We start from the raw sequence: 13,933 nt of genomic DNA, 5'->3' as shown, positions 1-13,933 counted from the left end.
TATCTCCCTAATTCTTTAACGACTACAGAATAAAGTTTAGTCGTTTAATATCTGAGCGACGCGTTTCGCAAAATACGTCAGTACGCCATCAGCCCCTGCACGTTTAAACGCCAATAGGGATTCAAGCATTACGCTACGCTCGTCTAACCAACCATTTTGGAAAGCAGCCACATGCATCGCATATTCACCACTCACCTGATAAACATAGGTTGGTGCTTTTAATTCATCTTTAACTCGGCGAACGATATCCAGATAAGGCATACCCGGTTTTACCATCACCATATCTGCACCTTCCGCTAGATCCAGTGACACTTCGTGTAGCGCTTCATCACTGTTAGCAGGGTCCATCTGGTAACTAAACTTGTTACCTTTACCAATGTTCGCCGCAGAACCCACTGCATCACGGAAAGGACCATAGTAAGCACTTGCATACTTAGCGGAGTACGCCATGATCAATGTATTTACAAAACCATTACTTTCCAGCTCGTCACGGATACCACCGATACGGCCATCCATCATGTCACTTGGTGCAACAATATCAGCACCCGCTTCGGCGTGAGATACCGCCTGCTGGATCAAGGTATCAACCGTGCGATCATTCAGCACATAACCATTTTCATCGATAATGCCGTCCTGCCCGTGAGTCGTGAACGGGTCCAATGCAACATCGGTCATGATCCCCATCTCTGGGCACGCATCTTTGATTGCTTTCACTGCACGCTGAGCCAGACCATCTGGGTTGTAGGCTTCTTCTGCCAACTCAGATTTCGCATCCATCGGTGTTACAGGGAACAACGCCATCGCAGGTACACCTAAAGAAGCAAGCTCTTTAGCTTCTTTTACCAGCAGATCGATACTCATACGCTCGACGCCTGGCATAGACGCAACTTGTTCAGTTTGATTTTGACCTTCAATCACAAAGACTGGATAGATCAGATCATCTGGCGTTAAAACGCTCTCTCGCATTAGACGACGGGAAAAATCACTGGCACGCATACGACGCATACGTGTTTCTGGGTAAAAGCGCTGGCTGTTATTAAAGGACACGGCATCTTCCTTAGGTTACAAGATGAATATGACAGAAAACGATGACAAGCTCATGACAGCCTAGAGGTTAGGCTAAAAATTAAGTAACTTTTTGTCACCATAGTAATAAAACTGATCTTATCGTACTCTGCATACAAAAGGGTATGATCAAACTCATATCACTGTAGATAAAGGAGCCTGAAAGCATGAAGAAAATTGCAGTAATTCTATCTGGTTGCGGCGTATACGATGGCGCAGAAATTTACGAGTCGGTTCTGACTTTGCTACAGATCGCGGAACGCGGTGCTAGTTCACAGTGTATGGCACCGAATATCGAGCAGATGCACGTTATTAATCACCTCACTGGCGAAGAAGCCGATGAAACACGTAACGTTTTAGTTGAAGCAGCGCGTTTAGCACGTGGTGAAATTATCGATCTTGCAACAGCCAATGCCGAAGATTACGACGCTTTGATTATTCCAGGTGGTTTTGGTGCAGCAAAAAACCTGTCGGACTTTGCAGTAAAAGGCCCTGAGTGCTCAGTAAACCCTGATGTCATCAACTTTACTCAGGCGATGCATAAAGCAGGTAAGCCAGTTGGTCTAATCTGTATTGCCCCAGCAATGACACCCATTCTATTCGGCGAAGGTGCGATATGCACGATCGGTAATGATGCCGACACTGCATCCGCAATTGAAGCGATGGGTGGTAAACATCAAGATTGTGGTGTTAGCGAAATCGTAATCGATTCAGAGCGTAAAGTGGTGACAACTCCAGCTTACATGCTAGCGGGTTCAATTACCGAAGCAGCATCAGGTATCCGCAAGTTAGTAGATGAAGTGCTCGAACTAGCTTAAGTAAGAATCACTGACAGAAAAAAGCGGCGATGTTTATTCGCCGCTTTTTATGCTTCTTTCTTGGCATCCTTAAAGCTTAAATTCTGCCCCTAAACCTATAATCTATCCTATCCAATTAAGTACCCTGACGACGATGCGACCACTGCATAAAGATTCGGTACAGCATAGGAATCAGGAACAGAGTCAGTACGGTCGAGAACGCCAAACCACTCACAATCGCCGTTGCCACTGGCCCCCAAATTAGGGAGTGACCACCTAAGCCCGTTGCTAAAGAAAACAAGCCTGCAATCGTCGTTAGCGAAGTAATCAAAATTGGAATTACTCGTCGTCTAGCCGCGTACAGAGTGGCATGTTTTACCGACATCCCTTTATCTAATCGTTGGTTACCCGCTGAAATCAGCACTATCGCTGCATTTACCGCTATCCCTGCCAAAGCAACAACACCGTACATAGTGAACAGACTTAGTGGGTTTTGTGTCAGCAACAACCCTAGTACTACACCGGTAAACGCCATAGGGATGGTCATCAAGATCATCAGAGGCTGCATATAACTGGAGAACTGTGTACCCAAAATCAGGTACATCAGACCTATACCAAACAGAAAGAGAATACCGATCGCATCCAAACTCTCTTGGATATCATCCAATTCACCAGAGAAGTCTAAATCCAGATTTGGAAACTGTACTTGTAGCTCGTTATTCCAATGCTCCAAGACCATAGCGTTGGCAGTTACAGTGTCCATGCTATTAGGCAGGAGATCAGCTTCAACCGTGATCGCTCGGCGGAAGTTATAGTGTCGAATATTGCCAAGCGCCTTCTCTTTTTCAAAATGCACCAGATTAATCAGTGGTACACGACCGCCATCTGCTAATGGCAACTCAAACATGAGTAACTGTTCGATATCACTGTATTGCTGCGGCTTCGCACGTACCCGCACTTCCAGTTTTTCACCTTCGTGCTGCATATCAGCGACGATTTCACCATCTACCAATAACTGCGCTGTACGGATAACCTCTTGCGGATTGAGTCCCGCCTGAGTAATCGCATCATAGTCGGCTTTTAGCGTCAGTGTCATACGACCACCGCCAGCATCGTCGGTAATATCGGTTATCGCTTCCACCGAGCGCATATAGGTCTGCAATGCATCCGCGGCTGCACGAATCTCTGTGTATTCATCACCCCGGACTTTAATACTGATCGGCTTAGACACGGGAGGACCACCCGCCAAACGTAAGAAGGAGATATTCAAAGGCCCCGGCAGTGCCAAAGCATCCTCACGCACCGCAGCTAACAGCTCATCGACCGAGCGGTTATCTTCTGTCTTAGGCTTCAAACCAACTAAGACCTGACCGTAATGCTCACCAAACATTGGAGCCGTTTCAGTAAATTGCTGTCCGGCGTACCCAACAACAGCTCGTAGATCCTCATCTTTAAGATGTTTACGTACCACCTTCTCCATCTGTTTTACTTTGTCCAAGGTGGCATCAAGAGAGGTCTCGGGAGCCATCTCCATATTGACGTAAAACAAGCGCAACGGATCCGAGGCAAAGAAGTCCATCTTGATCAAACCGGCTCCGAGTGCGCCCATCGAACCAATAAACAGTGCACCGATCAAGCTAAAGGTCAGTACAGGGCGACGCATCGCTTTAATCAACGAGCGTACATAGGTGATCTGAATCTTATGGGTCATGCGGGTACGGAATCGCTGCATACGCCCAGGGTTAGCAAATGACACCCGTGCCACACTCACGTGTACTGGTAGCATCCAGAATGCTTCGACTAGAGAGATCGCCAATGCGATGGTGACCACCATGGGGATCACCCGCATAAAATCGCCTAAAATCCCGGGTAACAACATCAAAGGTAGGAAAGCCGCCATTGTGGTTAAAACAGCACTCACCACTGGGCGGCCCACCTCTTCGAGCGAGGCCATGGTCGCTTGATAGATCGGTTGCCCTAGCTGTAAACGATGATAGATCGCCTCCACTACGACCACTGCATCATCCACCAGCATACCGAGCACAATAACCACACCGAGGAGCACGGTAACATTTAAGGTTTCCCCCATGCCCCAGAGCACCCAGAAAGTACCCGCCAGAATAAAGGGGATACCAATCGCAGTTAAAAAGGCGATATGCGCACCCAAGAACAACCACGCCACTACCAATACCAAGATCAACCCGATCAAAGCATTGTTCTGCATAAGGCTGATCGCTTCACGGGTTGGCACGGTCTGATCATCTACCAGTACCAGCTTCACACCAGTTGCTTGGGCCAGCTCATTGCGCTGATCCATATAAGTTTTCACCCGCTCGACCAACTCTAAGGTATTGGCATTGGCTTTTTTCATCACCGCCAATACAACCGCTGGTTTGCCATCGATCACTGCATCTTGTTGCGCTTTTGCCCGGGTTTGCACAACCTCGGCAACTCGGCCAAGGGTGATCTCCTCCCCCTGTAGATTGATCAACGGGATATGCTTAACCTGATCAGGGTCGGCACTGCGTCCCACCAAACGTACAAGCCATGCCTGCTCGCCAACATTCACGCTACCGGCAGAGATATCCTGAAACCAAACAGATACGGTATTCGACAACTGAGTAGGTGAAAGCGATAGCGCCTGCAGCGCTTCAGGATCAAAATTCACCTGCAATTCAGGATCATCCAGACCAATCGGATCGACCCGATCTACTCCAATGATACGCTCCAGATCTTTTTCAATATTGCGCGCTTGCACCCTAAGGTTTTCGTCGTCATCTAGTGCGGTTACTGCCACTGTGACACTTGGGAAAGCGTTGGCGCTGGTGATCTCTAATATCACCGGATCAATCGCATTTTCCGGTAACTCGTCTTCTACATTTTGAATCTCTCGACGCAGATCATTGATACGTTTATCAAAGGTACGCTCATCAATATCAGAAAAACGTATCAGCAAACTCGACACTGCTTCGCGGCTATTAGAAGAAGCAAACTTAATGTCCGAGACATTGCGTATTGCGTCTTCTAGCGGGTCAGTTACACGCTTCTCAATATCGTCCGCGCTCGCGCCGGGAAGCACAGTGGTCACGACAACCCAGTTAAAGTTGATTGTGGGATCTTGCTGACGTGGCAATAGGTTGTAGCAGAGGAAACCTATTACCAATACCAAGAGAAAGGTGAGGTTAGCTAAAACATGGTTGTTAAAAAGGCGCATCAACATCTGATTTTTTACTCCTGCGCCATCACAGTCACATCACTACCCGACTCAACCCCGTGCTGACCTTCAACAATCACCAGCATATCTAATGGCAGATCAACAACGGCAGCCTGACCTTCAACCGCTTTAGGCAGTGCAATAAATTCCGCCTTGGAATCATTCAGCCCCATCACTCCCAACTGACCATCACGGGACACAATGTACTGAACCGGCAAGCGCCCTTGGGGCTCCTGCCATACCAATCGACCGCTGCTACCTGATAACGCTTTATCTGCGCTAAATTGCAGACGAACTTCTTGAGTACGGGCACGATTTTCAACAAAAGGCACAATTACCCGTAGCTCAAGCGGATAGCGCTGCTGTTGAATCTGGTATTCGATCTTTGTGGAATTAGGCAGGGAAACAAGCTGCTTACTACTTAGCAACGCTGATACTTCCTGACGATCTTCAGCCAGAAGTTTGAATAGAGGCGAGCCAGATGCAACTAGGCTACCTTCACCGACCAAACGTTCAGTCACAACACCTTTAAACGGCGCTACTGGGGTACAACGAGATACCGCTAGCTCTGCTTCATCTAAACGGGCTTTAGCACCGGCAGCTTGCGCTAATAAGCTATCCAGCTCAGCGCGACGCTGATCACGCAGTTCTTTTGAAGCATTACGCTGCTTTAACAATCGCTCAGCTCGGCTCAATTGCTGACGGGCCAAACGAGTTTGCGCTTGTAGCACGTTTAACTCACTTTTGACTTGGACTAAGCGCAGATCAAAATCACGACATTCGAGCTTTAGCAGTGGCGTGCCCTTATCTAGCTGATCACCAACATTAACAAGCACGTCTTCAACCGGTGCATTTAACCGACTACTGATAATCACATGATGATCGTTGATCACCTGCGCTGGTGCGCTTTGACTGGATGGGGTTAACAGCTCGGACAGAGGTTTAACTACCACACTTTCTGCAGCCTGAAGCTGAGTACTTAACACCAAAAGAGTAAGAGTGAAGAGCTGTCGCATAACTAAGTCCTAACTAAATCCCTGTGAGCCATTTTTTAGAAATGATTCTCAATCTTTTTTTGTGCCACAAAATGATGCATGACCTTGACCCTAATAGCCATACTAAAGTTCACAATGTGTCTAAATTACGCGCAATAAAAAGCCCCGCATTTGCGAGGCTTCATTATCAGGCTATCACTTCCGTTATAGACGGACTTCAATACCCTTGTCTCGCATATATTCCTTCGCTTGCGGAACTGTGTACTCATTAAAGTGGAAGATAGAAGCCGCAAGCACAGCATCTGCCTTCCCTTCGATACAGCCTTCCACTAAGTGATCTAGATTACCTACACCACCGGAAGCGATAACAGGTACGTTGACCGCATCACTAATGGCACGCGTGACCTCTAGGTCGTAACCGTTTTTAACGCCATCTTGGTCCATAGATGTCAGAAGGATTTCACCTGCACCTAACTCGACCATCTTCTGCGCCCATTCAACCGCATCGATACCGGTCGGTTTACGGCCACCGTGAGTAAAGATCTCCCAACGATTCTCTTCACCCTCTTGGGATACTTTCTTCGCATCAATGGCTACAACGATACATTGTGAACCAAAGCGCTCTGCCGCTTCTTTAACAAACTCAGGGTTAAATACCGCAGCAGAGTTGATGGATACTTTATCTGCACCCGCATTCAACATGGTACGGATATCCTCGCAAGTACGAATACCACCACCAACCGTCAGCGGGATAAATACCTGCGAAGCCATACGCTCAACCGTATGCACCATAGTGTCACGGCCTTCATGGGTTGCTGTAATATCTAGAAATGTAATTTCGTCTGCGCCCTGCTCGTCGTAGCGTTTTGCTACTTCAACAGGATCACCAGCGTCGCGAATATCGACAAATTTAACGCCTTTCACCACGCGACCGTTTTCTACATCGAGGCAAGGAATAATTCGTTTTGCCAAAGCCATGAGTAGCTACCTCTAAAATTTGATCTAATGGATTAAGGTTTAATCGTATTTTCAGTCATCGGTGCAGGTGCTGGCTTACCATCCCAGTTAAGGAAATTCTTAAGCAACTGCAGACCCGCCTTAGAGCTTTTCTCAGGGTGGAACTGCACAGCGAAAACATTGTCACGAGCAAGCGCGACATCAAACTGCTGACCGTAACGACAAACACCAGAAACCAGATCACGTTCTTCAGCTGTTACAAAGTAGCTGTGAACAAAGTAGAAACGACTACCGTCTTCGATCTCATTCCATAGAGGGTGATCATCCATCTGAGCAACTTCGTTCCAACCCATATGTGGAACTTTCAGGCGCTCGCCCTCTTCTGCTAGGTCATCGCCAAAGTAATTCACACTACCCTTAAAATGAGACAAGCAATCTACGCCTTCGTTCTCTTCAGAACGCTCAAGCAGAGCTTGCATACCAACGCAGATACCTAGGAATGGTTTACCCGAATTGATTGCATCTGTGACCTCTTTATCCACACCGGCACGTAGCATCTCTGCCATGCAATCACGCATTGCACCAACGCCCGGCAAGATAACGCGGTCAGCACTGGCAACTAGCGCAGGATCAGAAGTCACACGTACTTCAACACCCGGCTGTACAAATTCCAGTGCTTTGGCAACAGAGTGCAAGTTGCCCATGCCATAATCGATTACCGCTACACTCGACATAACTTACAAACACCCTTTTGTAGAAGGCATAACATCCGCAGCACGCGCATCAATCTCTAGTGAGTAACGCAGAGCACGACCAAACGCTTTAAAGATGGTTTCCGCTTGGTGGTGGGCATTGAAGCCCTTGATGTTATCGATATGCAAAGTAACGCCCGCGTGATTTACGAAGCCTTGGAAAAATTCCCAAAACAGCTGCGTATCAAAACGGCCGATATTGCCGCGGGTAAAGTCACACTTAAAATCTAGTCCTGGGCGACCAGAGAAATCGATAACAACACGGGACAAAGCTTCATCCAGCGGGCAGTAAGCGTGGCCGTAGCGCATGATCCCTTTACGATCACCTACCGCTTCTTTAAATGCTTGCCCTAGCGTGATGCCGATATCTTCAACCGTGTGGTGGTCATCGATATGTGTATCGCCATTAGCATGAATATCTAGATCAATAAGACCGTGGCGGGAGATCTGCTCCATCATGTGCTCTAAGAACGGCACACCTGTATCGGCCTTAAATTGGCCAGTTCCATCAATATTTACCGACACAGTGATCTGTGTCTCCAATGTATCTCGACTTACCTTGGCTGTACGGTCCGCCATGGTGATCTCCCACTATATTTGATCTGAGCCGCGATTATACAACCATCCCCCCATCCATGCACTTTTCAAAGCGGTTAATTACACGCAAATACAGAGACCTTGGGCTATCTTGTAGGTATCGCCTTTTATTAAGGACGGAATCAGCTGATGAATGATCCCGATCTACATCAACTCCTGCGCGGCAATCATCGTGCATTGCTGTTAGTGATCGACGCCCTGCCTTTCCCGATCTACTACAAAGATCACGAAGGTAAGTATCTCGGCTGTAACAAGGCCTATGCTGATTACGTTCAAGTTTCCAGAGAAGATCTAATTGGTAGGAACGTTTTTGACGTCTTTGATAAAACTCCCGCCTCTATTTTTGCGGCAGCCGATATGGAGTTGCTGAACAATCCCGGTATTCAGATCTACGAAACCCCTGTGCATCGAGAAGGCCATGAGCTCAACTATGTGAAGTTCCATAAAGCCACCTTTCATGACAGCGACGGTTCCGTTGCAGGGCTTATCGGCGCCATCATAGATATAACAGATCAGAAAACCCTAGAGAAAAAATTTAAGCGTTTAGCGACTTATGACGATCTCACCGGTATCTATAACCGCCGTGAAGGTCGAAAACAGCTCAAACTGCTGTGCAAAGAAGCAATTCGAAAAGAACGCCCTATCTCAGTCATTCTTTTAGATATCGACGATTTCAAAGACATTAATGACACATACGGTCATGACACCGGTGATATCGCCCTTAAACAGGCAGCACAGTGTCTAGATCGATATTCCAGAGCTCACGATTTTGTTTGCCGTTATGGGGGTGAAGAGTTCATGATCATCCTACCCGAAACAGACACACCTTCCGCCTTAAAAATTGGTGAGCGTTATCTAGAGGCCCTACGCAGCTTGGAAGTACAGATAACCACTAGCGAGGCAATACACCTCACCGCAAGTATTGGTGTAGGAGAGTTGGATAAAGAGTTTACCGATAGAGAACTGATGCTCAAACAGGCAGATTTAGCCCTCTATCGTGCTAAAGCCAGCGGGAAAAACCAAGTCTGTGGCTAAATTATTCATCCCTCCTTCAGCCTCCACCATTGAAACTTCATTATTTCCGTTTATCCTCATCCCTTCAGAACCCTTGCCAAGGAGAGAACAATGAAAGGTCTGCTGAAATTACTCGCTGGTCTAGCCGCACTGATTGTTGTGGTGATCGTCGCTGGCGGTGCCATTCTGGGTGCATTCTTTGATCCCAACGAATACAAACCCGAAATAGAGCAAGCAGCACTTGATAATGCTGGTATCGAACTAAAAATTAACGGTGATATCGGCTGGTCAGTTTTCCCTTGGTTAGGACTTGAGGTAAATAAGATTGATGCCAAATTCCCTGGCAAACAGGACTTAGCCAAACTAAACCAAGCTCAGATTTCTGTACGTCTACCGGCGCTGTTATCTGGCAATGTTGAGATGCAAAGCGTCGTTATAGATGGTTTAGAGCTAAACCTTGTCCAAGAAAAAGATGGCAGCAACAACTGGGCGGTAGCAGCGGCACCTGCCGATACTAAAAAAGATGCGACAACAACAGATGGAGCCCCAAAAGAAGAGGCGGCAACAAGCTCATCTGCGCCTATCGCGATCAACATCGACAGCATCCAAATCAGCAACGGTAACATCATCTATCAAGATAAAGCCGTTGATATGATCGCTAAGCTAACTGAGTTCAACATGTCCTCAGGTCAAGTGGTGACTAACGCTTTCTTCCCTGCAGAGTTAAGCTTTAATGCGTCACAAACCGTTAAGGGCGAAGAGCAGATCAAAGCCGCAGCGAAACTAGCTGCTGAGTTTTATCTGGATCTGAAACAGCAACAGTACAAGCTTAAAGGCTTAACTAGCGAGCTAAACCTGAGTGGTAAACCACTAGGCGGTAAATCACTGGCGCTGAAGACTGCTGCCGATATTGAAGCAGACCTACCAAAACAACAGCTAAGCCTTAACAACCTAAAACTATCGATTGCCAATCTAAATGCAGAGGGTGCGCTGGCCGTTAATAACTTCGCAGCACCAGCGATCAGTGGCAAGCTGAATGTGGCTGCCTTCGATCTAAATAAACTGCTGAGTGCTGTGGGTCAGGCTGAAGTTAAAACTAACGATCCGAACGTTCTAAAAGCGATCAGCTTATCTACAGAACTAGAAGGTCCTGCCAATACAATCACCGCAAAAGCGCTAACCGTTATGCTGGATGATACGACCTTCAACGGTTCTGCAGCATTTAACCTAGCGAACAGCAACATCACGCTGAACCTGCAAGGCGACAAGATCAATGCAGATCGCTACATGCCACCTGCAACGCAAAGTAAAAAAGCAGAGAGTTCTTCCAACACTGCAACTGCAAGCACTGCTAAAAAGGGCCAGAGCGGCCCTTACTCGAAAGATCCAATTCTGCCAGTTGAAACACTGCGTGGCTTAGAGCTAGATACTACGCTAGGCCTGAAATCACTGCATGTTTCCAATATGGATATCAGCAATGTTGCACTACAAGTAAGCGCTCATGGTGGCTTAATCAAGGCAACTAAACTTGATGCTGATCTATACAAAGGCAGCGTGCGTAATAACGTCACTGTTGATGTGCGTAAGAACACACCGGTTATCACCTCAAAGAAAACCATCACAGGTATTCAAGTGGGTGATCTGCTAAAAGATATGGCCAACGCCGATCAGCTAACCGGCAAACTTAACTCTACATCTAATCTAACGCTTCGCGGTAACTCTGTTCACGATTTTGTAAACAGCGTTACAGGTACTGCGAAAGTAAACATGAAAGATGGCGAGCTAAAAGGTTTAGACATGGCACAATCCGTTTGCCAAGGTCTAAACAATGTTAGCGCACTGGGCGGTGAAGCTGAGCAAGTGGACCGTTCAACACCATTTACCAGTATGGGCGCTTCTACCCGTATTAAAAACGGCGTAGTAAACAACCAAGATCTAAAAGCGGCACTGGATGCAATGACCCTAAGTGGTAAAGGCACCGTGAACCTACCAAAACAGCTTTTGGACTACCGTCTTGGCTTTATGGTTGAGAAGAATCTGTTTAAAGAAACCTGCTCTTTCCCCAATAAACTGGAAGGTGTAGAAGTGCCAATCGATTGTAAAGGCAGTTTTAACACAGAACCAACTAAGCTATGTAAGCCTGATTTCAGCTTTATCACTGACGCACTAAAACAAGACGTTAAGAAGAAAGTTGAAGAGAAAAAAGAAAAACTAAAAGCCAAAGCTGAAGAGAAAATCAAAGATAAGCTAGGCGACAAACTAAAAGGTTTATTTTAACCCCTAATGACACCTGATCTATTCGCTAACGCCGTGCTGGAATGGTTTGACCAGCACGGTCGTCACGACCTACCTTGGCAAGAGAAAAAGACCGCATATAACACTTGGATCTCTGAGATTATGCTGCAGCAGACTCAGGTCACCACCGTTATTCCTTACTATCAACGCTTTATCGGACGTTTCCCAACAGTAGAAGCGCTAGCAGCCGCAGAGCAGGATGAAGTGCTCCATCTATGGACAGGTTTGGGTTATTACGCCCGAGCCCGTAACCTGCATAAAACTGCGCAGATAGTTAGCAGGGAACATCAAGGTCAGTTTCCTGAAACAGTTGAAGGGTTGGAAGAGCTACCCGGCATTGGTCGCTCCACTGCAGGTGCCGTCTTATCGATCAGCACCGGTAAGTGGGCTCCGATTCTAGATGGCAATGTTAAACGAGTATTAGCACGTTTTTATGCGCTAGAGGGTTGGCCAGGCACAACAGCTAATCAAAAGCTGCTGTGGCAATATGCCGAACAGAATACACCGCAAGAACGCACGGGTGATTACACGCAAGCGATGATGGATCTGGGTGCTACCCTCTGCACTCGCAGTAAGCCTTCTTGTTTACTCTGTCCACTGCAACAAGGCTGCCAAGCATTCGAATTAGGCAAAACTGATCAACTTCCAGTACCTAAGCCGAAAAAGACGATTCCGGTAAAACAGACCTACATGCTGATTTTGCAGCAGGATAATCAATCTGAGGTTTTACTCTATCAACGTCCACCGAGTGGTTTATGGGGTGGATTGTGGAGCCTACCCCAAGTTGCAGACCTGCGTGACACCTTCAACGAAACAGGTTTGGAGCTAGATGAAGAAAGCATTCAGCTCATGGAACCTCTGCGTCACACCTTTAGTCATTTCCATCTAGACATCACCCCAGTGAAGGCGAGAGTGAATACCCCTACAGACTGTGTCATGGAAGGGAAGCCTCTGCTCTGGTATAACATAGAGCAACCAGAAAATGTTGGTTTAGCAGCACCGGTTAAGAAACTCTTGCAACAACTAACCAACGCGTAAATTGATTGGAGCAAAACATGAGTCGCACCGTCCTATGCCGTAAATATAAAGAGGAACTTGAAGGATTGGATCGTCCTCCTTATCCAGGCGCTAAAGGCCAGGAAATTTACGAAACAATATCCAAAAAGGCTTGGAAAGAGTGGACTGATCATCAAACCATGATCATCAACGAAAAACACCTGAGCATGATGGACCCATCCACCCGTGAATTCCTGCAAACAGAGATGCAAAAATTCATGGATGGAGAAGACTACGAGAAGGCTGAAGGCTACGTTCCACCTTCAAAATAGTTTTTTTGTAACAAGTGGTTGACAGTTTTCCGTGAAGACGGTTTAATACGCGCCACTTGAGTTGCCCAGATAGCTCAGTCGGTAGAGCAGGGGATTGAAAATCCCCGTGTCGGTGGTTCGATTCCGCCTCTGGGCACCACTTATTTCAAGCCTCGTTAACCTAGCGGGGCTTTTTAGTCAGCAAGTTATCGCTGCACCTGATTGCCCAGATAGCTCAGTCGGTAGAGCAGGGGATTGAAAATCCCCGTGTCGGTGGTTCGATTCCGCCTCTGGGCACCACTTCCTTACTCGCTTCCCGCGATTTTGACTCTCCTTGAAGTTCTTACCTCTGGTCCCTATCTGGTCGGATTAGCGTATAACGACAGGAATTTCTGTCTATCAGTTTGCAATTCAGCAATGAGATTTTGCTGATACACTTTTTGAAATCACTTCATCAAATTACAGTTTGGACTAGGACCGGAAATGTACTTTCGAGTCTCTAGAAAAGTTATGTCCTGTACCCTCCGGTCAGGTCTCTGGCTCTTTCTAGGGCAACCTACCCATATCACCAACATACCTTAGACAATACTTCACATATTCCAGCATCAAAAACCACATCATACATCCTTATGATGTATACCAATTATCTATCAAATTAATATTGTTAGAATCGCCGCCGATACATACTATTAATATTAAGCGTTCATCTATACAATTCGCGCCCATTCTAAAGTGCTAAGGAAGCATTATGGTCATCGACATACAACAATATAAAAAGTCCAAGGCTGCAACTTCTAAAAGCTCCTCAACTTCCACTTCCCGTCGCAGTAATACAGTAGAATTTGTTACAGCGAAGGAAAGAGCAGTCAAAAAATCTATTGAGAGAGCAAATCGACGCTCTTGGTAGGATAGCTTACTGTAAAAAATGATAAGGATTTCG

General features: G+C 46.7%; 11 protein-coding genes and 2 tRNA genes. 7 read left to right on the top strand and 6 right to left on the bottom strand.

Translation table 11 applies throughout. The annotated features are described in order from the left end of the window. Positions 1-36: 36 nt before the first annotated feature. Positions 37-1,047 carry a porphobilinogen synthase gene (gene hemB, locus ACMXYU_RS00900; RefSeq protein WP_415883109.1) on the bottom strand — a complete coding sequence of 337 codons (1,011 nt, stop codon included), beginning with the start codon at positions 1,045-1,047 and terminating at the stop codon, positions 37-39. A 185-nt stretch (positions 1,048-1,232) separates the two neighbouring features. On the opposite strand from hemB, the gene elbB reads away from it, so the two are divergent. Then, entirely contained in the window at positions 1,233-1,883 is a 651-nt protein-coding gene (elbB, locus tag ACMXYU_RS00895) for an isoprenoid biosynthesis glyoxalase ElbB (protein ID WP_415899782.1), read from the top strand. Between the two features lie 115 nt (positions 1,884-1,998). On the opposite strand, the gene ACMXYU_RS00890 is transcribed toward elbB, so the two are convergent. From ACMXYU_RS00890 to hisB, 5 genes are all read right to left on the bottom strand, one after another. Further along, complete coding sequence (locus tag ACMXYU_RS00890) at positions 1,999-5,082, bottom strand: efflux RND transporter permease subunit (RefSeq protein WP_415899781.1); 3,084 nt, start codon at positions 5,080-5,082, stop codon at positions 1,999-2,001. Between the two features lie 8 nt (positions 5,083-5,090). Further along, positions 5,091-6,092: an efflux RND transporter periplasmic adaptor subunit gene (locus ACMXYU_RS00885; RefSeq protein ID WP_415899780.1), complete on the bottom strand. Its 1,002-nt coding sequence runs from the start codon at positions 6,090-6,092 to the stop codon at positions 5,091-5,093. 183 nt (positions 6,093-6,275) lie between these two features. After that, positions 6,276-7,049, bottom strand: coding sequence for an imidazole glycerol phosphate synthase subunit HisF (gene hisF, locus ACMXYU_RS00880; RefSeq protein WP_415883105.1), 774 nt, complete (start codon positions 7,047-7,049; stop codon positions 6,276-6,278). Positions 7,050-7,081: 32 nt separating this feature from the next. Next, positions 7,082-7,762, bottom strand: a complete 681-nt coding sequence (gene hisH, locus ACMXYU_RS00875) for an imidazole glycerol phosphate synthase subunit HisH (RefSeq protein WP_415883104.1) — start codon at positions 7,760-7,762, stop codon at positions 7,082-7,084. 3 nt (positions 7,763-7,765) lie between these two features. Beyond that, positions 7,766-8,359, bottom strand: coding sequence for an imidazoleglycerol-phosphate dehydratase HisB (gene hisB, locus ACMXYU_RS00870; RefSeq protein WP_415886536.1), 594 nt, complete (start codon positions 8,357-8,359; stop codon positions 7,766-7,768). A gap of 147 nt (positions 8,360-8,506) precedes the next feature. Here hisB and ACMXYU_RS00865 point away from each other — a divergent pair, with 147 nt between their 5' ends. From ACMXYU_RS00865 to ACMXYU_RS00840, 6 genes are all read left to right on the top strand, one after another. Then, complete coding sequence (locus ACMXYU_RS00865) at positions 8,507-9,412, top strand: diguanylate cyclase (protein ID WP_415899779.1); 906 nt, start codon at positions 8,507-8,509, stop codon at positions 9,410-9,412. 90 nt (positions 9,413-9,502) lie between these two features. Then, the gene (locus ACMXYU_RS00860) at positions 9,503-11,668 is read left to right on the top strand and encodes an AsmA family protein (protein WP_415899778.1); all 2,166 of its coding nucleotides are present in this window, start codon (positions 9,503-9,505) and stop codon (positions 11,666-11,668) included. Positions 11,669-11,674: 6 nt separating this feature from the next. Beyond that, entirely contained in the window at positions 11,675-12,724 is a 1,050-nt protein-coding gene (mutY, locus tag ACMXYU_RS00855) for an A/G-specific adenine glycosylase (protein WP_415899777.1), read from the top strand. Positions 12,725-12,741: 17 nt separating this feature from the next. Next, positions 12,742-13,014 carry an oxidative damage protection protein gene (locus ACMXYU_RS00850; protein ID WP_415893071.1) on the top strand — a complete coding sequence of 91 codons (273 nt, stop codon included), beginning with the start codon at positions 12,742-12,744 and terminating at the stop codon, positions 13,012-13,014. A gap of 63 nt (positions 13,015-13,077) precedes the next feature. Further along, a tRNA-Phe gene (locus tag ACMXYU_RS00845) sits at positions 13,078-13,153 on the top strand. Between the two features lie 64 nt (positions 13,154-13,217). Further along, positions 13,218-13,293, top strand: a tRNA-Phe gene (locus tag ACMXYU_RS00840). Positions 13,294-13,933: the final 640 nt, after the last annotated feature.

It is taken from the genome of Neptuniibacter sp. QD48_11 (assembly GCF_047778095.1).
GTDB lineage: Bacteria > Pseudomonadota > Gammaproteobacteria > Pseudomonadales > Balneatricaceae > Neptuniibacter.
This window is presented reverse-complemented; position numbering and strand designations above follow the sequence as displayed.